Here is a 24,263-nt window from a genome sequence, read left to right on the forward strand (position 1 = left end):
TTACTTCTTGAGCCAGTCGAGCACTTTCTTGGCGCTGTCCTGCGCCTTCTTGGCGGCGTCGTTGACCGGCGCGAGCCGGGAGCGCGAGCTGCCGCTGCGGCCGTTGGAGCCCGAGCGGCCGTACATCGCCACATAGCCGCAGCTGCCCGGCAGCGGCGAAAGTTCGCCGTTGGCGCTCTGCTGCTGCGCGAGCGGCCACTTGGCGCTGTCGAGCCAGGCCTTTTCGCTGCTCTGCGCGAGCAGCTTGGCGGTCGACAGCAGCTGGTTCTGGTGGTTCAGCAGCAAGGTCTTGCCGGCGACGCTCGTCGCGGCCTCGCCGTAGCGCGCCGGGGCGAGCGTCTTGTCGGCCTCCTGCGCGGCCTTGCGCGACTGCGCGTAGTCCGACTGCCACTGGGCCTGGAACGACTTGAGCTGCTGATCGGCGAGCGCCTGATGCTGGGTCCAGCAGGCCGCGGTCTTCTGCTGCAGGCAGGCGGTCTGCTGCTCGGACGTGCCGCCGGCCATGCAGGTCTTGGCATCCTGATCGAGCGAGGCGTCGAGCCTGGCGTGGGCTTCGAAACTGTTGCTCGAATGCAGCACGATGCCGTTCGGGCCGGACATCGCCTGCGCGAGCGGCGCCGAATTCTGCGCGTAGGTCGTCGCCGCGCTCATCGCGGTGCGCACCGCGGCCGGCTCGTCGCCGGCCATGCTGATGCCGCCGCGCTGCTTGTTCATCGCGGCCTGCGACGGCGCCGACATGCGCTGGGCGAAGGCGATCTTCTCGGCGTCGGACATCGCTTCGAGCTTGGCGATGAATTCCGGATCGTTCAGATCACCGCCGGCCGCCGCGCTGAGTTCGGCCTGCATGTCCGAGCCGTCGCCGAAGCTTTCGGCGATGTGCTGGTTCTGCTGCGTCAGCGCCGCCTCCTTGGCGTCGAGCTCGGCGAGGTAGCTCGCGAACGCGGCGTCGCTGATCTCGACGCGACCGTTCTGAAGCCTAACCTTGGCCTGCGCCTCGGCTGCGCTCTTGGGCGGCTTGGGCAGTTGATCGAACCAGCCGACGAGCGTGGCCGGAGCGGCAAAGGCGGCGGCCGGAGCGAAGCAGCAGGCGGCCAGCAGGCCGCTGCGAATGATGATCCCCATGATGAATTCCCCAGTGAAAACGCCCGCATTCTAGGCGCTGCCCGGGGGCAGCCGCGATAGCGTATGTCTTACGGCCAGGGCGGCCCGCGAGCCGCTACAACCCGCCGAGCAGCTCCGCGATCTGCCGGATCGGCAGCACGAAATCGGGCTCGACGCGCTTGAGCGCGGCTTCCGGCATGTACGCGGCCTGCGCGTCGTCCGGATCCTGCACCACGCAGACTCCGCCGCGACGGCGCACCGCGGCGAGTCCGGCCGCCCCGTCCTCGTTGCCGCCCGTCAGCACGATGCCGAGCAGCTTGCTGCCGTAGAGATCGGCCGCGGCCTCGAACAGCACGTCGATCGACGGCCGCGAGAAATGCACCATGTCGTCGCTCGACAGGGCCACGCGCACGACGCGATCGCGCCCGCGATCGACCAGCAGGTGGTAGTCCGGCGGCGCGAAGTAAACGGTGCCGGGCTCGACCGGCTCCTTGTCCTCGGCCTCGCGGATCCGGTGCCTGCAGCGATGCTCGAAGATGTCGACGAGCAGGCTCGGCCTGTCGCGCGGCAGATGCAGCACCACGAACACCGAGGCGCGCAATGCCGGCGGCAAGGCCGGCAGCAGCACCGACAGGGCTTCGACGCCACCGGCCGAGGTGCCGATGACGATCGCATCGAAGCGGCCTTGGAGCTTGGGCATCGGGGTTTGGCCCTCAGGCGTCGTCGCGCTTCTGGTCACGTTTTTTGAAACAGACGATGCTCGCGCACGAGATCGGTGAAGGCGTCGCTGTGGTTCGAGAAGCGCAGCGATTCCTTGGCGCCGAGGCCGAGGAAGCCCTTGCGGCACAGCGCCTCGCGAAACAGCCCGAGCGCACGGTCCTGCAGCTCGCGATTGAAGTAGATCAGCACGTTGCGGCACGAGACCAGCTGCACCTCGGCGAACACGCTGTCGGTGGCCAGGCTGTGATCCGAGAACACGATGTTCCGGCGCAGCGATTTGTCGAACACCGCGCGGCCGTAAGCGGCGGTGTAGTAATCCGACAGCGACGAGCGAGCACCCGAGCGCCGATGGTTCTCGGTGAAGCCGGCGATGCGATCGACCTGGTAGACGCCGGCCTCCGCACGCGCGAGCGCATTGGTGTTGATGTCGGTGGCGTAGATCAGCGTGCGATCGAGCAGGCCTTCCTCGCGCAGCAGGATCGCGAACGAGTAGACCTCTTCGCCGGTGCTGCAGCCGGCCACCCAGATCTTCAGCGACGGATACGTCCGCAGCAGCGGAATCACCGACTCGCGCAGCGCGCGGAAATATTCCGGATCACGAAACATCTCCGACACCTGCACGGTCAGGAAGTCGAGCAGCTGCGGAAACACCTCCGCGTCGTGCAGCACCTTGTCCTGCAGCTGCGACAGCGTCGCGCATTCGAAGCGTGGCATCGCGGCAAGCAGGCGACGCTTGAGCGAGGCGTTCGCGTACTCGCGAAAATCGTAGTGATACTTGAGGTAGATGGCGTCGATCAGGAGCTTGAGCTCGATCTCGAAGCTCCGGTCGATGGGCGGTTCCATGCGTAGCGCCGCAGACTTACTTGGGCATCCAGACGCGGATCAGCGACATCAGCTTTTCGACGTCGAGCGGCTTGGCGATGTAGTCGTTGGCGCCGGCGGCGAGGCACTTCTCCTGGTCGTCGCGCATGGCCTTGGCGGTCAGCGCGATGATCGGCAGCTTCTTCCATTCGGCGCGCTTGCGGATCTCGCGCATCGCCGTGAAGCCGTCCATCTCGGGCATCATGATGTCCATCAGCACGAGATCGACCGCCGCATGCGCGCCCTTGCCGGCGCGCTCGAGCGCCTCGAGCGCTTCGCGGCCATTGCGCGCGATCTCCACTTTGGCTCCCTTGGGCTCGAGCAGACTCGTCAGGGCGAATACGTTGCGCACGTCGTCCTCCACCACCAGGATGTTGCGCCCTTCGAGCGCCGACTCGCGGTCGCGCGCGACCTTGAGCAGGCGCTGCGCCTCCGCCGGCAGCTTGGACTCCACCTGATGCAGGAACAGTGTCACCTCGTCGAGCAGTCGCTCCGGTGAACGCGCGTCCTTGATGATGATGGACTTGGAGAAGCGGCGCAGCTTCTGCTCCTCGTCGCGCGACAGCGAACGCCCGGTGTAGACGATCACCGGCGGGAACGAGACCTCGTCCTGCTCGGCCATCTTCTGCAGCAGCTCGTAGCCCGACAGGTCGGGCAGGTTCAGGTCCATCACCACGCAATCGAAGGTCGAGCTCTGCAGCTCGGCGAGCGCGGCGGCGGCGCTTTCGACGCCGACGATCTGCACCTCGCCGGTCGCAAGCAGCTGACCGATGCTCTCGCGCTGGCGTTCGTCGTCCTCGACCACGAGCACGCGCCGCAAGCCCTGCATAACCTTGGCCTCGAGCCGCTGGAAGGCCTCGATGAGCTGCTCGCGCTTGACCGGCTTGAGCGCATAGCCGATGGCGCCGCGCTCGAGCGCCTCCTGCGTGTAGTCGGCCACCGAGGCGACGTGCACCGGAATGTGCCGGGTCAGCGGATTGCGCTTGAGCTGGTCGAGCACGCCGAGGCCCGAGTGATCGGGCAGGTTCATGTCGAGCAGGATCGCGATCGGCCGGTACTGCGCGGCGGCGGCCAGGCCGTCGCTGGCCGTGTGCGTGACGATGCTCGAGAAGCCCATTTCATGCGTGAGGTCGCGCAGGATCGCGGCGAAGCGCACGTCGTCCTCGATGACCAGGATCACGCGCGCATCGGGCGCCAGGCGATGCCGATCATCCTCGACCTCGGCTTTGAAGAGCGGTGGCGATACCGGCGCAGCGCCCATCATCGGCGCCGGCTGCACCGGCTCCGGAATCGTGATCGCAGCGGCCGGGGCGATCGGCGTCGCCAGCGGCGCCGGCGCCGCGCCTTCGACATAGACGCGCGGCAGCACGAGCGTGAACACGCTGCCCTCGCCGACCGTGCTCTGCACGGTCAGGTCGCCGCCGAGCAGGCGCGCGAGATCACGCGAAATCGACAGGCCCAGGCCGGTGCCGCCGTACTTGCGATGCGTGCTGCCGTCGGCCTGCTGGAAGGCTTCGAAGATGAGGTCGAGCTGATCGGGCGCGATGCCGATGCCGGTGTCGCGCACGGCGAAGCCGATGCCGTCTTCGATCGCGAACACGCGCAGGCGAATCTCGCCGCGCTCGGTGAACTTGAGCGCGTTCGACAACAGGTTCTTGATGATCTGGCCGAGGCGCTGCGCATCGGTGTCGATGCGCTCGGGCGTTCCGGGCTCGATCTCCCACTTGAGCGCGAGCCCCTTCTGCCGGGCCATCGGCTCGACGCTGCGCAGCAGCGTATCGATGCTGCGCGCGACGTTGATCGACTCGGGCGTGATGTCGATCTTGCCGGCCTCGATGCGCGACAGATCGAGAATGTCGTTGATCAGCGTGAGCAGATCGTTGCCGGCCGACGAGATGGTCTGCGCGAAACGCACCTGTTCGGGCGTCAGGTTGCCGCTCTTGTTGTCGGCGAGCAGCTTGGCGAGGATCAGCGACGAGTTCAGCGGCGTGCGCAGCTCGTGGCTCATGTTGGCCAGGAACTGGCTCTTGTACTGGTTCGCGCGCTCGAGCTCGTTGGCGCGCTCGGTGAGGCCTTCCTGCGCCGCCGCCAGATCGTTGCGCTGGGCTTCGAGCTGCTGGGCCTGCTCTTCGAGCTGCGAATTGGTCTGCTCGAGTTCGGCCTGCTGGCTTTCGAGACGCGCCTGCGATTCCTTGAGCGCGCGGCTCTGCTCTTCGAGCTCCTCGTTGCTGACGCGCAGCTCTTCCTGCTGGGCCTGCAGCTCCTCGCTCTGGCGCTGGGTTTCCTCGAGCAGCGCTTCGAGGCGCGAGCGGTCCTTGGACGAGCGCACCGCGATGCCGAGCGATTCGGAGACGCGGTCGAGCAGATCGACGTCGGCCGAGCCGAGCCGGCGAAAGAAACCGAGTTCGATCACCGCATGCACGCTGCCGTCGACGAGCGCCGGAACCAGCAGCAGCTCGCGCGCGTTGGCGTGGCCCAGGCTCGAGGCCACGCTCATGTAATCGGCCGGAACCTCGCGCACGTGCACGGTGCGCTGGTCCTTCACGACCTGGCCGAGCAGGCCGTCGCCGCTGCGCAGCACTTCGACGTTCGAAGCCGGCAGCGCGTAACCCGCATAGCGCCGGAAGCTGCCGTCGTCCTGCGCGATATAGACCGCGCCGGCCTGCGCGTCGAGATAGGACGACAGGAACTTGAGCGCGTTCTCGCCGAGGCGCTCGAGCCTGAGCTGGCCCTGCAGGGCGAGCGACAGGCCCATCTGCCCGTTGCGCAGCCAGCCGGCGATTTCACGTGCCCGGTATTCGCGCGAAGTGGTCACGCCGGCGATCGTGATCAGCACCAGCAGCACCACCGCGCCGGCGCCGAGCACGACGACCGACGAGTCGATCGCCGCCTGCCAGTCGGCCTGGCGCCGCGTCAGGCGATCGCGCTCGTCGCGGCCGAAATCGGCCAGCAGCGCGCGAATGCTGTCCATCGTCGCCTTGCCGCGATCGGTGGCGACGATGGCGATCGCCTCCTGCGTCCGGCCCTGGCGGCGCAGCTCGACGGTGTCGTTGAGCTCGGCCATCTTGTTGGCATGCAGCTGCTCGAAGTTGTCGAGCCGCTGCTGCTGCAGCGGACTGTCCTCGGTGAGCTGGCGCAGTTCCTTGACGGTGGCCTGCAGGCTGCTCTTGGCGCGGAAGAACGGGTCTAGGTAGGCCTCGTTGCCGGTCAGCAGGTAGCCGCGCTGGCCGGTCTCGGCGTCGCGGATCGAGACGCGCAGGGTTTCGAGCCGCTGCATCACGTCGAGCGTATGCGTGAGCCGCTCGGCCGTCTCGGTACTGCTCCTGAGCGCGCTGTACGAAAACGCCGAGGTGACGATGACCGCCGCGATCGCGGCGATGAAACCGATCAGCGTCGCGGGCGGCAGCGGAGCGCCATAGGCTTTGCGCCGGCCCGTCTTCGGGGCGGCGGAGTTCTGCTTCATCGAGCGTCCTTGACTGAGAAGATCGGGCTGGAAAACCTGGCCGCGCGCTCTTCGGACGCTTTGGCCGGCGCCTAATGTCCGGCTTTTACAGGGGCGGATCAAGCAGCCCAAACACCTGCAGCAAACCCTGTCGATTCAAGGATTTCAGTTTGCAATGCGGCCGGCGTCCGACGCTGCGATTTGCAGCCCGCCACGCTCGCGCGGACGCCGGAAAACGAAAAACCCCTCGGGCGAGGGGTCTTCGTTGTTGCGGTCTGGGGCAGGGCTCAGAACGGAATATCGTCGTCCTCGAAGCCCGCATCCGCGGCCGGAGCCGGGGCGCTGCGCTGCGGAGCGCTGCGACTCGGGGCCGAGCGGCCTCCGCCTTCACCGCCGTAGCCTCCCGAGGACTGGCCACCGCCGTACTCGGCCGAGCCACCACCGCCACTGCCCGGCTTGCCGTCGAGCATCTGCATTTCGTTGGCGTGGATTTCGGTGGTGTAGCGATCCTGGCCGGAGGTCTTGTCCTGCCACTTGCGGGTTCTCAGCGAGCCTTCGATGTAGACCTTGCTGCCCTTGCGCAGGTACTGCGCGGCGATTTCGCCGAGCTTGTTGTGGAACACCACGTTGTGCCACTCGGTGCGTTCCTGCTGGTTGCCGTCCTTGTCGCGCCAGGAATCGCTCGTCGCCACCGTGATGTTGGTGACCGAGCCGCCGTTCGGGAAGCTGCGCGCTTCGGGGTCTTTGCCGAGGTTGCCGATGAGGATGACTTTATTGATGCCGCGGGCCATGGGAATCCCCTGGTAGTGAATGCCGGATGGGTGAAAGAGAATCAGAGCTTGCGCGGATTCCGCATCGGTTTCTGTGATCCGGAGCGCGCTCGCCGGTCGAAAGCGTTGCCAAAACAGCTTTGGACTTCGCCGATTCCGACAGGCCGCCCAACGTTCTGTCCACCAACGTCGGCCCCGATTCTCCGCAGATTGCGGCCCGGATTCCAGCTCTGAGACCGTGCCCACGTCCTTGCGAAGGCCATTTCCGCGCAAAACGCGACGTCATGCTCATGGGTACGAATTATCGATCGCGATGCGCGGCGCCGCCGGTCTAGACTCGCGCCCTCTCGATGCCGGGCCAATGACGGGCCGGCGACAAACACATTCCGGGCAACGGCGTCCAGCTGCGGTGACCGCGCAGCTGGCGTTTTGGTTTGCGCGGGACAAGGCCGGCGACGCTGCTGGCGCTCGCCTTGGTCTCCGGATTCATGAACCGCTGCCTCGTCGCCGCGCTCTCGCGCCGCGTGCTGTTCTGCCTCGCCCTGCTGCCGGCCGCTGCCGGCGCCGCCACCCACTCGCTCGCCCAAGCGCTCGCGGCCGGCAAGCCCAATCTCGACCTGCGACTGCGCTACGAGCGCATCGACACCGACCCGCCCTACGGCCCCGGCATCACCCGGGACGATGCCGACGCGCTGACCACGCGCCTGCGCCTGGGTTATACGACGGCGCAGTGGCATGCGTTCGACGCCCAGGCCGAGTTCAGCGGCACCTGGGCACTCGACGACGATCACTACCAAAGCACCGACAACTTCAAGCACACGTATCCGATCATTCCGGACCCCTCGGGCGAGACCCTGAACCAGGCCTGGGTGCGCTATTCCGGCTTGCCGGCGACGACAATCACGCTCGGCCGCCAGCGGCTTGCGCACGATAACCAGCGTTTCATCGGCAACGTCGCCTGGCGCCAGCGCGAGCAGACCTTCGATGCCGTGAGCCTGGTCGGCCAATGGCTGCCGCGCACCACGGTGAACTACGCGTACCTGAGCCGCGTGCAATCGTTTCGAGCCTTTCGCATGGACCCGGCAAACGCCGGCGTCTCGTGCAGCGCGGAGTTCGCCTGCGCCGACACATTGGATCTCGACGGCCACACACTGAACCTGGCCTGGGCCCCCGCGCCGGCGTTCAAGCTGGTCGGCTACGGCTACTGGCTGGACTTCGGCTTTGATTCCGCAGCCCGCCGCGATACCCGCACGCTCGGCCTGCGGGCGACCGGCGCGGTGCCGGCCGGCGCCTACCGGCTCAGCTACACGGCCGAGTATGCCGATCAGCGCGGCATCGCCGATTCGCCGTCCGGACTCAAAGCGGACTACCAGCTGATCGAGCTCAGCGCTGCGCGTGGCCACCTCTCGGCGACGCTCGGCCGCGAGGTGCTCGGCGGCGACGGTGGCTACGCCTTCCAGACGCCCCTCGCGACGCTGCACGCCTTCCAGGGCTGGGTCGATCTGTTCGTCAGCACCCCGGCGCAGGGCGTGCGCGACGATTACGCCTCGCTGTCTCTGAACGTGGAGCGCGCCAGGCTGACCACGGTCTGGCACCGCTTCGAAGCCGACAGCACCTCGCTGCGCTACGGCGACGAGTGGAACCTGCTCGCGACGCGCCCGCTCGGCAAGCAGCTGAACGCCGGGCTCAAGTACGGCCTCTACGACGGCAACGCCGACTCACCCGACGCGCCGCGACGCTCGCGCACCGAAAAGTTCTGGGCTTGGATCGAGTACAAACTGTGAAAGCGCCATGACCTAGCTGCAGGCTCCGTCCGAGCACAGCGGGTAGCCGGCAGAGCGCGCAAAAAGTCCGGCTTCAGGCGGCCGGTTATAGTGTGCGTTCGCCCTCAGAACGTCCTCCGCTGCCCTTCATGGACACCATCCGCATCCGCGGCGCCCGCACGCACAACCTCAAGAACGTCTCGCTGGATCTGCCGCGCGACAAGCTCATCGTCATCACCGGTCTGTCGGGGTCGGGCAAGTCCTCGCTGGCCTTCGACACGCTCTACGCCGAAGGCCAGCGTCGCTACGTCGAATCGCTGTCGGCCTACGCGCGGCAGTTCCTGTCGATGATGCAGAAGCCCGACGTCGACACCATCGAGGGCCTGTCGCCGGCGATTTCGATCGAGCAGAAATCGACCAGCCACAACCCGCGTTCGACCGTCGGCACCGTCACCGAAATCTACGACTACCTGCGTCTGCTGTTCGCGCGCGTCGGCACCGCGCGCTGCCCCGATCACGGCGTCGCGCTCGAGGCGCAGTCGGTCTCGCAGATGGTCGACCAGGTGCTCGCGCTGCCCGAGAACAGCGCCTGGATGCTGCTCGCGCCGGTCGTGCGCGGACGCAAGGGCGAGCACCTCGAATGGTTCGAGCAGATGCGCGCTCAGGGCTTCGTGCGCGCGCGCGTCGACGGCCGCGTCTACGAGCTCGACGAAATTCCGAAGCTCAACCGCAAGCTCAAGCACGACATCGAGATCGTCGTCGATCGCTTCAAGGTCCGCCCGGACATCAAGCAGCGACTTGCGGAGAGTTTCGAAACCGCGCTGCGCATGTCCGAAGGCATCGCGCTGATCGCGCCGCATGCCGGCGACGCGACCGACATGCAGACGTTTTCGGCGCGCATGTCCTGCCCGCATTGCGGCTACTCGCTCGAAGAGCTCGAGCCGCGGCTGTTTTCGTTCAACGCCCCGCACGGCGCCTGTCCGAAGTGCGACGGCCTCGGCAGCCTGCAAGTGTTCGATGCCGACCGCGTCGTGCATCACCCGGAGCTCTCGCTCGCCGCCGGCGCGATCCGCAGCTGGGACAAGAAGAACCCGTACTACTGGCACTTCATTTCCTCGCTCGCCAAGCACTACGGCTTCGATACCGAAAAGCCCTGGAACCGGCTCGCGAAGAAATACCAGGACGTGATCCTCAACGGCAGCGGCGACGAGAAACTGCCGTTCCAGTATCCGGACGAGCGCGGCCGCCTGGTCACGCGCACGCACAAGTTCGAAGGCGTGCTGCCGAACCTCGAACGCCGCTATCGCGAAACCGAATCGGTGGCGGTCCGCGAGGAGCTGTCGAAGTACCTGTCCGACAAGCCCTGCCCCGAATGCAACGGCGATCGCCTGAATCGCTCGGCGCGCAACGTCTACGTCGCCGACACGCGCCTGCCGCAGATCACCTCGCTGTCGATCCGCGATGCCGAGGCCTTCTTCCAGAAGATGAAGCTGCCGGGCTACAAGGGCGAAATCGCCGAGAAGATCCTGAAAGAAATCTCCGCGCGCCTGGGCTTCTTGAACAACGTCGGCCTCGATTACCTGACGCTCGCGCGTAGCGCCGAAACGCTGTCGGGCGGCGAAGCGCAGCGCATCCGCCTGGCCTCGCAGATCGGCGCCGGACTGGTCGGCGTGATGTACGTGCTCGATGAACCGAGCATCGGCCTGCATCAGCGCGACAACGAACGCCTGCTCAAGACGCTGTTCCGGCTGCGCGATCTCGGCAACACCGTGATCGTCGTCGAGCATGACGAGGACGCAATCCGCCAGGCCGATTACGTCGTCGACATCGGACCCGGCGCGGGCGTGCACGGTGGCCAGATCGTCGCCGAAGGCACGCCGAAGAAGGTCGCGGACAATCCGCAGTCGATTACCGGGCGCTACCTGTCGGGCGTCGAACAGATCGGCGTGCCGGCCAAGCGCAACAAGCCCGATCCGAAGAAGCAGATCGTGCTCAAGGGCGCGCGCGGCAACAACCTCAAGAACGTCCATGCTTCGATTCCGATCGGCGTCATCACCTGCGTCACCGGCGTCTCGGGCTCGGGCAAGTCGACGCTCATCAACGACACGCTGCTCGGTTTCGCCGCGCGCCAGCTCAACAACGCGGGCACGCGCCACGCCGAATGCGACGCCATCGAAGGCCTCGAGCATCTCGACAAGGTCATCGACATCGACCAGTCGCCGATCGGGCGCACGCCGCGTTCGAATCCGGCGACCTACACGGGCCTGTTCACGCCGATCCGCGAGCTGTTCGCGCAGGTGCCGGAATCACGCGCGCGCGGCTACGAGGCCGGACGCTTCAGCTTCAACGTCAAGGGCGGACGCTGCGAAACCTGCGAAGGCGACGGCGTGATCAAGGTGGAGATGCACTTTTTGCCCGACGTCTACGTGACCTGCGATACCTGCCGCGGCCGCCGCTACAACCGCGAAACGCTCGAGATCAAGTACAAGGGCAAGACCATCGACGAAGTGCTCGACATGACGGTCGAGGACGCGGCCGCGTTCTTCAAGCCGGTGCCGGCGCTGTATCGCAAGCTCGAAACCCTGCTCGACGTGGGTCTCTCCTACGTGAAGCTCGGCCAGAACGCGACGACGCTCTCGGGCGGCGAAGCACAGCGCATCAAGCTCGCCAAGGAGCTTTCGCGCCGCGACACTGGACAGACGCTCTACATCCTCGACGAGCCGACCACGGGCCTGCACTTCCACGACGTCGCGCAGCTGATCCGCGTGCTCGAACGCTTGCGCGAGCACGGCAACACCGTGGTGATCATCGAGCACAACCTCGACGTCATCAAACGCGCCGACTGGATCCTCGACCTCGGCCCCGAAGGCGGCAGCGGCGGCGGCGAGATCATCGCGGCCGGAACACCCGAAGATGTCGCGAAGGTGAAGCGCTCGTATACGGGGCAATTCCTGAAGCCGCTGTTGAGAGCCTAAAGCTCCTCTCTCCCGCACGCGGGAGAGAGGACGACTCAAAACGACTCGCTTACACGAACCCGAGCCCTCGCGTCGCGAAGCGCGAGAGGTGCGGGAAGACCACGTCGATCTCGCTTTCGCTCGCGCCGAACCAGCGCAGCATCGTCGCACCGTATTGCTCGACGCTCGTGGTCGGGATGATGCGGCCTTCGCCGACGTCCTGCGGGCCGTTGAGCGTAAGGTCCGGATACTCGCCGTAGATGCGCCCGCCCTTGACCGCGCCGCCGAGCGCGCAGTGGATGCTGCCCCAGGCGTGATCGCTGCCGTCTCCGTTCGACGTCGTGGTGCGGCCGAAATCCGAGGCCGTGAACGTGGTCACCGCATCGGCGACACCGAGTTCGACCGTGGCCGAGTAGAACGCGCTCATCGCCTGCGACAGTCGTGCGAGCAGTGCCGGATGCGCTTCGAGCTGGTTGTCGTGCAGATCGAAGCCGCCGATCGTGACGTAGAACACCTGCCGCGACAGGCCGAGCGTCTCGCGCGCCGCGATCATGCGCGCGACCATCCTGAGCTGATTCGCGAGGTTGTTGTCGGCGGGGAATTCGGTGCTCAGCTCCGGCACGCCCGCGAGCGCGGTGCTGATCTCCATGCCGAGGTCGATCGAGCGCGACACCAAACGGCTGCTCGTGCGCTCGAACGCCTGCGCCGCTTCGGCCTGCGCGAGCAATTGGCGATACAGCGCGGTGCGTGCGCTCGCAGTGCCGAGTGCGCGGAACGAGGACACGCCGCTCGCGCTCATCGAATACGGAACGCTCGTCGCGCCGGTCTGGAACAGGTTGTTGCCGGACAGCGAAATGTTCATCGACACGCGGCTGTTGGCGTTCGCCGAACCGAGCAGATCGGCGAGCCTTCCGCCCCAGCCTTGGCGCTGCGTCGCATCGGGCCGGCTCGATACCCACGAATCCTGCTGGTCGTTGTGCGAGTACAGCCGCGGCGGAAGATTGCGTCCGGCCAGCACCTCGTCCTTGGTCACCGGTGCGAGCAGCGTGCCCGCGTTGATGATGAAAGCCAGGCGATCGTTGTTGTAGAGCTTCTGCAGCTCGGGCATCGCCGGATGCAGGCCGTAGAGATCGAGGCTCAACAGCGGCGGAGCAAGCGGCAGCAGCTCGCTGCGCGCCAGTGCGAGATTGGTTCGTGCGGCCTTGTAGCGGTTGTAGCGCGTGCTGTCGTAAGGCACGAGCAGGTTGTAGCCGTCGTTGCCTCCATGCAGAAAAATGCAGACCAGCGCCTTGTAGTCGGTGAAGGCGGCGTGTGCGGCCGTCGCGCTCGCTGCGCCGAGCAGGCCGAGCATCGCGCGCGGCGTGCTCAGACCGGCAGCGGCGGAAAGCCCGCAGCGCAGCAGATCGCGCCGAGTCCAGGGTTTCAGTGGGCTCATTCGAAGTCCTCAGCGCTGGATGGAATACTGCGGCGAAGCCAGGATCAGGTACGCCGCTTCCTGCACGCGTGCGCGACCACCGTCCTTGCTCGCATCGACGCCTTGCAGATATGCGAGCAGCGCGCTGCGCATGTCGGCCGGCATCTGTCCGCTCAGCAACAGCAGGTCGAGCTCGTCGAGCAACAGCGAAGGATCGGCGGCCAACGGCAGCAAGGCCGCGTAGTCGACCAGGATGGCGCTGTCGCTGACGCCGCTGCGCCCGCGATAGTCGCCGTAGAGCGATTGATAGAGCCGGTTCTGCGCGAGCGTGATGCTCGACTCGTTGGCGAGCTGCAGCTCGGGCAGCACGAGCTGCGCGCTGCGCACTTCGCCCGCAGGCGAATAGAACGGCGAGTAGAAGTTGAACACGCTCGGCGAGGACAGCGGAGATTGCAACAACTCGCCCTGCGCCGATCGATAGCTGTAGCGGCCGCTGGCCGTCGCCGGCACCGCATCGAGCGCACGCCAGAGATGCGCCTGCCGCAGCAGCGGCTCGCGTGCCTTGCCGAAGTTCGCGGTCGGTGCGCCGCGCGCCTCGCTGTCGAGCAGCACGGCACGCACGACCGCGGCGAGATCACCGCGCTGCCCGCGTCCGTTGTCCGCGAAAGCCCTGGCGACGCGTTCGACGTAGGCGGGCGATGGATTGCTCGTGACGAGCTTCTGGATCAGCTGGCGACCGATGAAGGGCCCGACGTTGGCATGCTCGAAGAGCGTGTCGAGCCCGCGCGCGAGGTCCTGCACCGCGCTGCCGCTCGCTGCGATCGCGGTGTTGCCGACGATGGTCTTGGCATCGCGATCGTGCGCGTCATCGAAGCCCTTCATCGGCGCGAGCCAGTTCGCCGGCCCGCTGCTGAAGCTTCTCGCGCCGCCCCAGGACCAGCCCGTGAAGGTACGGGCGAGGCCTTCGATGTCGGCTTGCGTGTAGCTCGGCAGCGCCGCGCCGCTCGCGTCGAGCCTGGGCGTGCCGTCGGCGTTCAACTGCACGAGCCCGATCGTGAACAGCTGCATGACCTCGCGCGCGAAGTTCTCGTCCGCGCGTCGATCGGTGGCCGCATCGGGCTTGGCGTTGCCGAGCATCGACAGGTAGCGGCCCATCTCGGGCGACAACGTGACGTCTTCGAGCAGATCGCGGAAGTTGCCGAAGGCGCCGTCGACGAGCAGGTCGTAATACCAGCAGAGCCCTTCCTGGCTCGACAGTGCGTCGCTGGTATCGGAAACCACCATGATTTCGGACAGCGCGAACGCCACGCGCTGGCGCAGCTGATCGGGCGCGGTCAGCGTGATCTGCCACCAGGCGTCGGTCCGTGCGTTCCGGTCGACGCCGTCACTGCCGGCGAGGCTGCGGCACAGCGGCAGATGATGCGTGGGCGTGGCGCGCAGCTGCTCGTCGATCCAGCTGCGCGCCGACAGCGTCGCCACGCGATCGATGTCGCCACGCGTGGGGCCGAAAGTGCCCTGCGTCAGCAGCCGCGCGGCCTCGGCCGCCCCGAGCTTGGCGCCGCTGCTGCCACCGTCGCCACCGCCTCCGCCGGTCGCCGCATCGATCACGCTATCCGGGCTGCTGCTGCCGCAGGCGGTCACGAGCAGCACGCCCGCGGCGATGAGGATGCCGGCGCCCGATCGTAGTCCCTTCATGTGGATTCCCCGCTCCGCCCCTGGAGCTTCGATGTTGACGCCGGCCGCCGGCCTGCGGAGTTCCCCTCGTCGCCTGTGCGCGGGCGCCTGTCGGACCATGCAAGATCCTGCCCGCCCAAAACAAAAGCGGCGCCACCCGGGCGCCGCCTTCTTCGACTCGATCCGTCAGCGCGTGAAGCGCTTGACGAACTCCCAGACCGTTCGCGTACCGTCGATGTCCTGCGAGGTCTTGCCCTGGTAGTTCAGGTTGTAGGGCGAACCCGGCCAGGTGTGGCCGCCGTTCTGCACGGTGTAGAACTCGACCGAATTGCCGGTGGCGCAGCCCAGATACGCATCGAGCTGCACGCGCGTTCCGTCGCTCGCCGACAGATCCGGCAGCAGGCTGGTCTTGGGCGCGGCCGGGCAGCCGTTGATCCTCGCCCAGTGCTTGGCCGAATCCGGAGCCGACAACGAGATCGCGTACTTCGACGGGCTGTATTTGACGACGGTGTCGGCATTGCCGTTGATCAGCAGCATCGGCGTGGCGAAGGCCGGGCTGCCGCAGACCGACACCAGCGTCTTGAGCATGACGCCCGAAACGGCCGCGGCGGCGGCGATCTTGCCGGGCTGCGCGCAGGCGTAGCGCAGCGTCATCATCGCGCCATCGGAGAAGCCGGCCATCGACACGCGCCTGGCATCGACCGGATAGTTCTTCACGGCAGTGTCGATCAGCGTCGTCAGATAACCGACGTCGTCGACGGTGCTGGTGTCGCTCGGATCGTCGTGCCAATTGCCATCGGCGACGTCGGGCAGCGCGACCCAGATACCGTAGTCGCGCACGAGCTCCTGCACCTCAGTCAGAAACGCCATCGCCTCGCCGTTGCCGCCGTTGTAATGCAGCATCACGAGCAGCGGCGCCTTGGTGCTGCTCGCCGCGGTCGGCTTGAAGTAGAGCGTGCTGCGGTTGAGACCCTGATGGTTGATCGTGCTGCGAAAGTAGGTGACGCCCTGCGTCGGCACGATGTAGGCGTTGGCTGCGAAGCTCGCAGCCGAAAGCGCGAGCACGCAAAGTCCGCGCAACAGATTCCGAATGATGGTCATGTGACCTCCGTATGGGGTGGCCGCATGCTGACGGGACTGTCAGTTCCCGGGTTCGGTAATGCGATGTTCGGCCGGGCGAGTGCCGACAGCCGGCAAGGGATGCAGACAGCGCAGGCCACGTGCGCCGCCGCTGAGCCAGGCGATCGGCGCGTCGAGGCAATCGGGCTCGGCGCGGCTGCATCGCTCGCTGAAGCGGCAGCCGCGCGGCGGCTCGTGCAGGTCCGGCGGCTGGCCGCCGATGGCGGCGAGCCGCGATCCGGGCACCACGCTCGGCCCGGGACGGGCCGCAAGCAGCGCACCCGTGTACGGATGCAGCGGCTGGCGCAATACGCGGGCCGTCGGCCCGGCTTCGACCGCCTGGCCCGCGTACATCACGAGCACGCGCTCGCAGCTTTCGGATACGAGCCCGAGATCGTGGGTGATGAACAACATCGCCATGCCGAGCTCGCGGCGCAGCGTGTCGAGCAGCCGCAGGATCTGGCGCTGGATGGTCGGGTCGAGCGCGGTGGTCGGCTCGTCGGCGATCAGCAGCCTGGGCCTGGCGAGCAAGGCCATCGCGATCATCACGCGCTGGCGCATGCCGCCCGAGAGCTCGTGCGGATACTGCGCAAGCCGCAGTCTGGCCGCGGTGATGCCGACGGCGTCGAGCACGCGCTCGGCCTCGGCCATCGCGGCGGCTCGCGTCAGGCCCTGATGCAGCTCCGCGACTTCGGCGAGTTGCAGGCCGATGCGCAGGTATGGATTGAGGCTGCTCATCGGGTCCTGGAAGATCACCGCCATGCCCGGACCGCGCAGGGCACGACGACGCGCCGGCGTTGCGCTCAGCAGGTTTTCGCCTTCGAGCATCAGCTCGCCTTCGAGCTTCGCGCCGTCCGCGTTCAGGCCCATCAGCGCGAGCGCGGTCTGCGACTTGCCGGAGCCCGATTCACCGACGATGCCGAGGCATTCGCCGCGTGCGACTTCGAAGCTCAGGCCGTCGACCACCGTGAGCCGGCCACGCGGCACCGGCAGATGCACGCGCAGCTCGCGCACTTGCAGCAGCGGCTCGTTCGTCGGCCTATTCATCGACGTGTTCATCGACGCCTCGGGTCGAGCGCCTTGCGCAGGGCTTCGCCGAGCACGTTCAGACACAGCAGCGTCGCGAGCAGGAACGCGGCCGGAAAGATCAGCGCCCACGGCGCGGTTTCCATGTCGCGGGCGCCTTCGCTGATCAGCGCGCCCCAGCTCGTCGCGGGCGCCTGCACGCCGAGGCCCAGAAACCCCAGGAAGGATTCCATCAGAATCACCTGCGGAACCGTCAGCGTGGCGTAGACGACGATCACGCCGAACAGATTCGGCAGTACGTGGCGACGCAGGATCGCGCTCGTGTCGAGGCCCGAGACTTCGGCTGCGGCGATGAATTCGCGCTGCTTGATCGCGAGCGTTTCGCCGCGCACGACGCGCGCCATGTCGAGCCAGTTCACGCAGCCGATCGCCGCGAACACGAGCAGCAGATGACGGCCGAACAGGACCATCAGCAGGATCACGAGGAACAGGAACGGCAGTGCGTAGAGAATGTCGACCGCGCGCATCATCAGCGCATCGATGCGACCGCCGAGCATGCCCGCGATCGCGCCATAGGCGACGCCGATCAGCAGCGAGACGAGCGTGCCGACGAGTCCGACGAGCAGCGAGACGCGGCCGCCCGTGAGCGTACGCGCGAACAGGTCGCGGCCGAGCGCGTCGGTGCCGAACCAGTGCTGATCCACGAGCGACGGCGATGCGGACCACGAGCCGTCGAAGTCGATCGCATCGAATGCCCACGGTGAGAGCCACGGACCGACGAGCGTCAGCAACGTGATCACGCAGAGCATCAGCGCTGCGGCGCGTGCGGCGAACGGTAGTGAGCGAAGCCAAGTCATGCGCGCAGCCGCGGATCGAGCCGCGCGTACAGCAGGTCGACGATCAGGTTGAACAGCACGATCAGGCTGCCGTAGAGCAACACCACGCCCATGACCAGGCCGTAATCGCGGTTGAAGGCGCCGAGCACGAAGTAGCGGCCGATGCCCGGCAGTCCGAAGATCTGCTCGACGACCACCGAGCCCGTAAGCGTTGCTGCCGCGGCTGGCCCGAGATAGGAAATCACCGGCAGCAGCACGGGTTTGATCGCGTGTCGCAGCACGATGTGGCGTTCGGACAGGCCCTTGGCGCGCGCGGTGCGAATGTACGGGGCCTGCAGCACCTCGATCATCGCGTTGCGCGACAAGCACGCGACCGTCGCCAGATGCGGCAATGCGAGCGCGATGACGGGCAGTATCCAATCACTGATGCGGCCGTTCCATCCGCCGGCCGGCAGCCAGCGCAGGCTGATCGCGAACAGCAGCACGAGCAGCGGCGCAATCACGAAGCTCGGCACCGACAGTCCGAGCAGCGAAAAACCCATGACGAGCTTGTCGACGAGCGACCCCGGCGCACGCGCGGCGGTGATGCCGAGAGCAAGGCCGAACAGCAAGCCGCTGATGATCGCGAGCGTGCCGAGCGTCGCCGACACCGGCAAGCCGGCGGCGATCAGCTCGTTCACGCTGCGATCCGGATACTGGTACGAAGGCCCGAGATCGCCGCGTGCGAGCGAGCCCAGATAACGCAGGTATTGCGCCGCGATCGGTTCGTCGAAGTGATACGCGGCTTCGAGTTGCGCGCGTGTTTGCTCGGTGATGCCTTCTTCGCTGTCGAATGGCCCGCCCGGTGCGGCGCGCAGCATGAAGAAGGTCAGCGTGACGAGGATCAGCAGCGTCGGAATCGCTTGCAGCAGGCGCAGGATCAGGCGGGACGGCATGGGCTATTGCGCTGCCGGCGCGAGATCGAGATCGCGCGTGTAGTGGTGGTCGAGCGCGTTGTCTTGCCAGCCGCGCACGGTCGGCGCGACCAGATGCTTGGTCACGTAGAAGTAGATCGGAATGACCGGCGTGTCGGCGAGCATCAGGCGCTCGGCTTGCGCGAACAGCTCCGCACGCGCAGTGCCCGTCGAGTTCGCGGCCTGCGCGAGCAGCGCGTCGTAGCGCGCGTTCGCATAACCGGTGTCGTTGCGCGGGTTGTTCGACAGCAGCAGGTCGAGAAAGCTGCTCGCGTCGCCGTAATCCGCAACCCAGGACGCACGAAACACCTGCGTGAGCCGGCGTTCACGACGGCTTTGCAGGAACACCTTGGTCTCTTCGTTGTAGAGCGTGGTTTTCACCCCGAGCGTCTGCTTCCACATCGCCGCGATCACGGTTGCGATCTTCTGGTGATAGTCGTGCGTGTTGTAGCGGATCTGCACGGCGAGCGGACGCTGCGGTCCGTAGCCGGCGGCCGCGTACAGGCGACGCGCTTCGCTCAGGCGCTGCTCGCGCGTCCAGCTCGCCCATTCGGGACGCTGCGAGGGCGCGGCGTCGATGCCGGGCGGCAGCCAGCCATAGGCCGGCTTTTCGCCGCTGCCCATCACTTTGTCGACGATGCTCTGCCGGTCGATCGCGAGGCTCAGCGCCCTGCGCAGCCCCGGCTGGTCCTTGAACGGCGGCTGCGTGAGATTGAAGCCGTAGTAGTACGAGCCGAGATAATCGGCGACGCGCAGCTGTTGCTTGAGCGCCGGCGACATCGCCGCGATCTGCTGCGCCGGCACCTGTTCGGTGACGTGCAGCTCGCCCGCGCGAAAGCGCTGGAATTCGGCGTTGAGGTCTTCGGTGACGAGATGCATCACCGCATCGATCGCAACGGCCCGCGCATTCCAGTACTGCGCGTTGCGCCTGAGCCGCACGTGCGATTGCAGCGCCCACTCGTCGAGCACATAAGCGCCGTTCGAGACGAGCTTGCCTGCGCGCGTGAACTGCGCGCCCTCGCGCTCGAGGCTCGCGCGATGCACCGGATAGGCGACCGGATTCGCCAGCAAGCCGGGAAAATACGGCGTCGGGCGCTCGAGTTCGATCTGCAGCGTTCGGTCGTCGAGCGCGCTGACGCCGAGACGCTCGGCGCTGCCTTTTCCGGACATGAGCGCCTCGGCACCGCGAATCGGCGCGAGCAAGGCAGCCGAAGGCGATGCGGTCGACGGACTCAGGCTGCGACGGAACGCGTAGACGAAATCGGCGGCACTCAGCGCATCGCCATTGGACCAGCGCGCATCGGGCCGCAGCGAGAAAACGTAGACGCGCCCGTCATCGGAGACTTGCCACGAAACGGCGACACCCGGAATCAAGCTTCCATCCGCGCCCTCGCTGAGCAGGCCTTCGAACAGATCGCGCACCACGTTGCCGGCCGACACGCTGCGCACCTTGTGCGGATCGAGCGTTTCGACATCGGGGCCGTTGCCGCGCTTGAGCAGCTTGCCCTGCGCGATGGCCGCCGACGTCGACAGACCACAAGCCAGCAGCGCGAGCATCGCCAGCCATGGCTTTGCACTGCGGGCCCGAATGCTCATTCAGCGCTTGCGCGCGCTGCCGAGCGTCACGAGCAGCACGCCGACGAGAATGATGCCGGTGCCGATGATCTGGTCGCGCACCAGTCGCTCGTCGAGTATCCACCAGCCGAGCAGCACGGCGATCGCCGGATTCACGTAGGCGTAGGTGCCGAGCACGACGGGCGAGACTTCGTGCACGAGCCAGTAGAACGCGCCGTAAGCGACGCAGGAGCCGAACACGATCAGGTACGCGAGCGCCCACAGGCTGCGCGGGGCCCAGGTCCAGCGCCCGGCTTCGCCGGCGAGCAGGCCGATGGCGGACAACACCACGCCGGCGACGAGCATCTGCAAACCCGCCGCCATGACCGGCTCGATCGACACCGGCGAACGCTTGGAGACCACCGAGCCGACCGCCCAGGCGATCGGCGCGAGCATCAGCGCTGCATAGGCCGTCCACGGCGCGAGTCCGCCGCCGATGCCTTCGCCGACCAGCACGATCACGCCCGCGAAGCCGACGAGCAGGCCGATCAGCCGCATCGCGCCGAGCTTCTCGCCTTTGGAGCCGAGCGTGCCCATCCAGCCCATCCAGAGCGCGGACGTCGCGACGATCAGCGCGGCCTGGTTCGACGGAACCCACAGCTCGCTCCAGGTGACCAGGCCGTTGCCGAAGACGAGCATCAGGATGCCGACGAAGATCGTGCTGCGCCAATCGGCCCAGCGCCTGGGCAGCGACGCCCCCGTGAGCAGGCCGACGACGACCATCGTCAGCCCTGCGACCAGAAAGCGAACGCCCGCGGACGAAGCCGGCGGCAGCGCCTCGACGACGATGCGGATCGCCAGATAAGTCGAGCCCCAGATCAGGTAGACGGCGGCGAACGCCAGGAACAGCTGTATCGAACGAGCCTGCATGCAGTCCTCGCAAAAAAACCGCCCGGCGAATGCCGGGCGGGGCGGTGGATTGCAGCACTGCGAAACAATGGGATCAAGTCGCCAGGCTGGACTTCACCGGCTTGCGACGGTTTCGCCGGCGATGTCTCGGGTCCCGTTTTGCCTTCCGTTACCGTGAATCAAATCGTAACGCGCCTAACCTGCCTCTTACGGCGCGGTTCGGAAATGTAAAAATAAGAAAGTCCCTAACTCGGCACATACGAAGTGAAGACCAGCTTATCGTCACCCACTATCCATCAGATTTCGGAGCCGATGTGAGCCAACAGCAGATTGCGCAACTAATGAGCGAGGCCGCCAATGCCGCCGCTGCCGCTCAGTGGAATCTGGCCGAAACCTTATGGAGGAAAGTCCATGCGCTGGAGCCCGGCAACGTGCAGGCTTTGTTTAGCCTGGGAGTGCGCGCACGCCAACGCCACAATCCAGCCGAGGCGCTTGATCTACTGAACAAAGCCCACGCTGCAGCCCCTCAGGACCCGATGATCCCGCTCACGATCAGCGTGGTTCATCGCGACATGGGCAATCTGGATGCCGAATGGAGAGCCATTACTTCGGCACTCAGCGCTGATCCCTATTTCCTTCCGGGCTTGCTCAGCAAAGGCGAGTTCCTGGAACGCGCACATCAACCCAAGGCTGCAGCCTCTGTTTTTCGTGATGTATTGAAGATTGCTCCCGCCGAGTCACAGTGGCCTGCTGCGTTGCGCAGACGCCTAGAACAGGCCCGAAGAGCCGTGGATCGCGATACCGAAGAACTCGAAGCCTATCTGCACCGGGTCGTGACTCCACAGCGATCTGCCGTGGAGGAAAAACTGTCCGGTCGCTGGGATGAGGCCATCTCAATACTCGCAGGCCGGACACGTCCCTATGCCTCGGAGTGCAATCGGTTGCATATTCCTCGCCTGCCAGCGATCCCCTTCTACGATCGAGAGTTGTTTCCTTGGATTCCACAGCTTGAAGCCCAGACGCCTGCTATCCAGGCAGAGCTGGAGTCGCTGATCCATAACAGGACAGCTGACTTCAAGCCGTACGTGGCTTACAAGCCCGGTGAGCCCGTCAACCAATGGCAAGCGCTTAATCATTCCCGAGCATGGAGCTCCTACCATCTCTGGGCTCACGGATCTCCAGTTGTCGAAAACATTACCCAATGCCCGCGCACCGTTGAAGCACTGTCAGCGATCGAGTCCGCTGAAATCGGCGGGTTGTGTCCGAATGTCATGTTCTCTGTACTGGAGCCGCACACCAGAATCCCTCCGCATACCGGGGAAACCAATGCTCGGCTAGTCGCGCACCTTCCTCTGGTGGTGCCGTCGCCAAGTTCGTTCCGCGTTGGCTATGAGTGGAAGCAATGGGAACCGGGCCAAGTGCTGGTTTTCGACGACACCATAGAACACGAAGCACGGAACGACAGCGACGAACTGCGTGTGGTGCTGATCTTCGATGTCTGGAATCCTTTGTTGTCGGCAGCGGAACGGCAAATGGTTTCTGCGCTTTCAGGCGCAATACGCGACTACCGCACGACGCTGAATGCGAATCACTGATCCGCCCCATTCCATTCGACATCGACCCCGGCGCTCTCCAATGCGTCGCGAAGCGGAGCAAGGAAGGCCCGATAGTGCCGCCATCGCCCGGCAGCATCACCGTACAGGGGACGACGCACTTGCCAGTAGCTTGCAGTCTTGACGGTGTTGTTGCGGTGATGGAACTGAAGGCATTGGCTATCCCAATCCAGCTCTAGAAAACTCAGCAAAGTACGCAGTGCTGGTTCGGGACTCGCGACGAAGGCGTCGTAATCGAAGTCGTGGATATCGGCCGGATAAAGCGACTTCCAATGGGCCATGAGTCGTCGATACTCACCATAGTGATGGCCGATATCCGCCAGGCTGCCGGCGTAATCAAACGCACGAGGATTCAAGTGCTGCATGAAAACCGACAAGCCATTGTCGAGCGGATTGCGAATCGTGTGAATAATCTTGGCACTCGGAAACAGGCACTTGATCAAGCCGATCAGTGAATAGTTATCCGGGCGCTTGTCGGTTACGTATCGCCGCCCCTCCGCGCGTACCGCGTGTCGCTCGTGCAGGACGCGCAGGTAGTGCCCCGCAAGTCGTTCGCGCTGCGCTTCAGTCCACGTTTTCATTGAGGCAGGAAATGGAGCGAGCTCCGCAGCGACAATGCGCGGTAGCATTTCCAGCTCGCCTGCTGTGTCAACCTGCGGATGCCCAGCTAGAACCTGTTCTATCAAAGTCGAACCTGACCGGAACATTCCGCAAATGAACAACGGCGCCGGATTCGGAGCAACCACTTCGCCCGGCCTCGATACCATCGCATCGCGGAACACGGAAATCAGCGCCTGTGTACGGCGCTCGGCGAGCCCAGGCTCATACCTGGGATAGCGACGGTGCGCGGCCCGCTTTGCGAACAAGAACCGCTCGAAAGCGCGGCTATATTCACTGAGAGAGTCGAATGCCCGGCCAAGCGCCAAATGTAGATTGGCACGGAGATCGTCATCGATGGGCGCCGATGTATCCGCGACAGTCTGCAGCCGCCGCAGAATCGGCTCATCAAGGCTGCTCGGTGGACAAAGGTGCGCCGTTCGCGCCAGTGCTTCCAGCCCGCTTTTGCCCGCCTGCTGAATGGGCTGAGACAGGATGCGGCCATAGCATTGCAACGCCAGCTCCTTGCGACCGCGCTCCTCGTAGAGATTTCCCAGGTTCAGCCACGCAGCAGCGAAGTTGGGAGCAATGGCGAGCGCTTTTTTTAATTCGGATTCAGCGGCCTCATCATCGCGAACGTGATCCGCATAGATGACTGCTCGATTGAGATGGATCTGCTCAGGTTCCCTTGCTTTGCAGGCCAAAGCGCGCTCATAGGCTTGCAGCGCTGGAACAAAAGAGCCCTCGCGTTTGAGCGCATATGCCAAGTTGAACCAGGCATCGGCGATTCCTGGATGCTGCGCGAGCAGGTTCTCGTAAGCACGAATGGCTCCGCGCATTTCGCCCTGCATTAACAGAGCGTTTGCCCGGGCCAGCGAGTCAGCGAGTTTGTGTTTGCGTAGCGTCACGCAGGATGGCAGATCAGGTCTCGGTCGATGATTGTATGCCGATGCTTTT

17 protein-coding genes are annotated in these 24,263 nt (G+C 65.7%); 3 read left to right on the forward strand and 14 right to left on the reverse strand.

The window, feature by feature from the left end; genetic code table 11:
• From AC3WUM_RS19530 to ssb, 5 genes are all read right to left on the reverse strand, one after another.
• Entirely contained in the window at nt 1-1,122 is a 1,122-nt protein-coding gene (locus AC3WUM_RS19530; RefSeq protein WP_492412354.1) for a hypothetical protein, read from the reverse strand.
• A 94-nt stretch (nt 1,123-1,216) separates the two neighbouring features.
• Complete coding sequence (locus AC3WUM_RS19535; RefSeq protein ID WP_492412356.1) at nt 1,217-1,801, reverse strand: chemotaxis protein CheB; 585 nt, start codon at nt 1,799-1,801, stop codon at nt 1,217-1,219.
• A 35-nt stretch (nt 1,802-1,836) separates the two neighbouring features.
• A complete protein-coding gene (locus AC3WUM_RS19540; RefSeq protein WP_492412358.1) occupies nt 1,837-2,664 on the reverse strand; it encodes a CheR family methyltransferase in 828 nt (275 codons plus the stop codon).
• A gap of 16 nt (nt 2,665-2,680) precedes the next feature.
• Nucleotides 2,681-6,145 (reverse strand): response regulator, encoded by a 3,465-nt coding sequence (locus AC3WUM_RS19545; RefSeq protein WP_492412360.1) that lies wholly within the window; start codon nt 6,143-6,145, stop codon nt 2,681-2,683.
• A 266-nt stretch (nt 6,146-6,411) separates the two neighbouring features.
• Nucleotides 6,412-6,915, reverse strand: coding sequence for a single-stranded DNA-binding protein (ssb, locus tag AC3WUM_RS19550; protein WP_492412362.1), 504 nt, complete (start codon nt 6,913-6,915; stop codon nt 6,412-6,414).
• 467 nt (nt 6,916-7,382) lie between these two features.
• Between ssb and AC3WUM_RS19555 the strand changes: the two genes are divergently transcribed.
• Both AC3WUM_RS19555 and uvrA read left to right on the forward strand, forming a co-directional pair.
• Nucleotides 7,383-8,678, forward strand: a complete 1,296-nt coding sequence (locus AC3WUM_RS19555) for an alginate export family protein (protein ID WP_492412364.1) — start codon at nt 7,383-7,385, stop codon at nt 8,676-8,678.
• 128 nt (nt 8,679-8,806) lie between these two features.
• Complete coding sequence (gene uvrA / locus AC3WUM_RS19560) at nt 8,807-11,632, forward strand: excinuclease ABC subunit UvrA (protein ID WP_492412365.1); 2,826 nt, start codon at nt 8,807-8,809, stop codon at nt 11,630-11,632.
• A 49-nt stretch (nt 11,633-11,681) separates the two neighbouring features.
• Here the strand turns inward: uvrA and AC3WUM_RS19565 are convergent, their stop codons facing one another.
• The 8 genes from AC3WUM_RS19565 to AC3WUM_RS19600 form a co-directional block, all read right to left on the reverse strand.
• Complete coding sequence (locus AC3WUM_RS19565) at nt 11,682-13,046, reverse strand: DUF1501 domain-containing protein (RefSeq protein ID WP_492412366.1); 1,365 nt, start codon at nt 13,044-13,046, stop codon at nt 11,682-11,684.
• A 9-nt stretch (nt 13,047-13,055) separates the two neighbouring features.
• Entirely contained in the window at nt 13,056-14,720 is a 1,665-nt protein-coding gene (locus AC3WUM_RS19570; protein WP_492412367.1) for a DUF1800 domain-containing protein, read from the reverse strand.
• Nucleotides 14,721-14,885: 165 nt separating this feature from the next.
• The gene (locus AC3WUM_RS19575; protein WP_492412368.1) at nt 14,886-15,800 is read right to left on the reverse strand and encodes a CE1 family esterase; all 915 of its coding nucleotides are present in this window, start codon (nt 15,798-15,800) and stop codon (nt 14,886-14,888) included.
• Nucleotides 15,801-15,839: 39 nt separating this feature from the next.
• Nucleotides 15,840-16,877: an ABC transporter ATP-binding protein gene (locus tag AC3WUM_RS19580; protein ID WP_492412369.1), complete on the reverse strand. Its 1,038-nt coding sequence runs from the start codon at nt 16,875-16,877 to the stop codon at nt 15,840-15,842.
• Nucleotides 16,874-17,701 carry an ABC transporter permease gene (locus tag AC3WUM_RS19585; protein WP_492412370.1) on the reverse strand — a complete coding sequence of 276 codons (828 nt, stop codon included), beginning with the start codon at nt 17,699-17,701 and terminating at the stop codon, nt 16,874-16,876. The genes AC3WUM_RS19580 and AC3WUM_RS19585 overlap by 4 nt, the downstream gene beginning before the upstream one ends.
• The gene (locus AC3WUM_RS19590) at nt 17,698-18,615 is read right to left on the reverse strand and encodes an ABC transporter permease subunit (RefSeq protein WP_492412371.1); all 918 of its coding nucleotides are present in this window, start codon (nt 18,613-18,615) and stop codon (nt 17,698-17,700) included. Before AC3WUM_RS19590 ends, AC3WUM_RS19585 begins: the two co-directional genes overlap by 4 nt.
• Nucleotides 18,616-18,618: 3 nt before the next feature.
• Complete coding sequence (locus AC3WUM_RS19595) at nt 18,619-20,229, reverse strand: peptide ABC transporter substrate-binding protein (protein WP_492412373.1); 1,611 nt, start codon at nt 20,227-20,229, stop codon at nt 18,619-18,621.
• The gene (locus AC3WUM_RS19600) at nt 20,230-21,117 is read right to left on the reverse strand and encodes an EamA family transporter (RefSeq protein WP_492412374.1); all 888 of its coding nucleotides are present in this window, start codon (nt 21,115-21,117) and stop codon (nt 20,230-20,232) included. It lies immediately after the preceding gene.
• Nucleotides 21,118-21,410: 293 nt separating this feature from the next.
• Between AC3WUM_RS19600 and AC3WUM_RS19605 the strand changes: the two genes are divergently transcribed.
• Complete coding sequence (locus tag AC3WUM_RS19605) at nt 21,411-22,691, forward strand: aspartyl/asparaginyl beta-hydroxylase domain-containing protein (RefSeq protein ID WP_492412375.1); 1,281 nt, start codon at nt 21,411-21,413, stop codon at nt 22,689-22,691.
• Here AC3WUM_RS19605 and AC3WUM_RS19610 read toward each other — a convergent pair.
• Entirely contained in the window at nt 22,685-24,214 is a 1,530-nt protein-coding gene (locus AC3WUM_RS19610; protein ID WP_492412377.1) for a sulfotransferase family protein, read from the reverse strand. The two genes, AC3WUM_RS19605 and AC3WUM_RS19610, sit on opposite strands and share 7 nt — an antisense overlap.
• Between the last annotated feature and the right edge of the window lie 49 nt (nt 24,215-24,263).

This window comes from Hydrocarboniphaga sp. FW305-C-57 (genome assembly GCF_058783045.1).

What these genes read in the sequence shown, in the direction of transcription:
- AC3WUM_RS19530 (WP_492412354.1), bottom strand. Translation starts at nt 1,122, where the DNA reads ATGGGGATCATCATTCGCAGCGGCCTGCTGGCCGCCTGCTGCTTCGCT.
- AC3WUM_RS19535 (WP_492412356.1), bottom strand. Translation starts at nt 1,801, where the DNA reads ATGCCCAAGCTCCAAGGCCGCTTCGATGCGATCGTCATCGGCACCTCG.
- AC3WUM_RS19540 (WP_492412358.1), bottom strand. Translation starts at nt 2,664, where the DNA reads ATGGAACCGCCCATCGACCGGAGCTTCGAGATCGAGCTCAAGCTCCTG.
- AC3WUM_RS19545 (WP_492412360.1), bottom strand. Translation starts at nt 6,145, where the DNA reads ATGAAGCAGAACTCCGCCGCCCCGAAGACGGGCCGGCGCAAAGCCTAT.
- ssb (WP_492412362.1), bottom strand. Translation starts at nt 6,915, where the DNA reads ATGGCCCGCGGCATCAATAAAGTCATCCTCATCGGCAACCTCGGCAAA.
- AC3WUM_RS19555 (WP_492412364.1), top strand. Translation starts at nt 7,383, where the DNA reads ATGAACCGCTGCCTCGTCGCCGCGCTCTCGCGCCGCGTGCTGTTCTGC.
- uvrA (WP_492412365.1), top strand. Translation starts at nt 8,807, where the DNA reads ATGGACACCATCCGCATCCGCGGCGCCCGCACGCACAACCTCAAGAAC.
- AC3WUM_RS19565 (WP_492412366.1), bottom strand. Translation starts at nt 13,046, where the DNA reads ATGAGCCCACTGAAACCCTGGACTCGGCGCGATCTGCTGCGCTGCGGG.
- AC3WUM_RS19570 (WP_492412367.1), bottom strand. Translation starts at nt 14,720, where the DNA reads ATGAAGGGACTACGATCGGGCGCCGGCATCCTCATCGCCGCGGGCGTG.
- AC3WUM_RS19575 (WP_492412368.1), bottom strand. Translation starts at nt 15,800, where the DNA reads ATGACCATCATTCGGAATCTGTTGCGCGGACTTTGCGTGCTCGCGCTT.
- AC3WUM_RS19580 (WP_492412369.1), bottom strand. Translation starts at nt 16,877, where the DNA reads ATGAACACGTCGATGAATAGGCCGACGAACGAGCCGCTGCTGCAAGTG.
- AC3WUM_RS19585 (WP_492412370.1), bottom strand. Translation starts at nt 17,701, where the DNA reads ATGACTTGGCTTCGCTCACTACCGTTCGCCGCACGCGCCGCAGCGCTG.
- AC3WUM_RS19590 (WP_492412371.1), bottom strand. Translation starts at nt 18,615, where the DNA reads ATGCCGTCCCGCCTGATCCTGCGCCTGCTGCAAGCGATTCCGACGCTG.
- AC3WUM_RS19595 (WP_492412373.1), bottom strand. Translation starts at nt 20,229, where the DNA reads ATGAGCATTCGGGCCCGCAGTGCAAAGCCATGGCTGGCGATGCTCGCG.
- AC3WUM_RS19600 (WP_492412374.1), bottom strand. Translation starts at nt 21,117, where the DNA reads ATGCAGGCTCGTTCGATACAGCTGTTCCTGGCGTTCGCCGCCGTCTAC.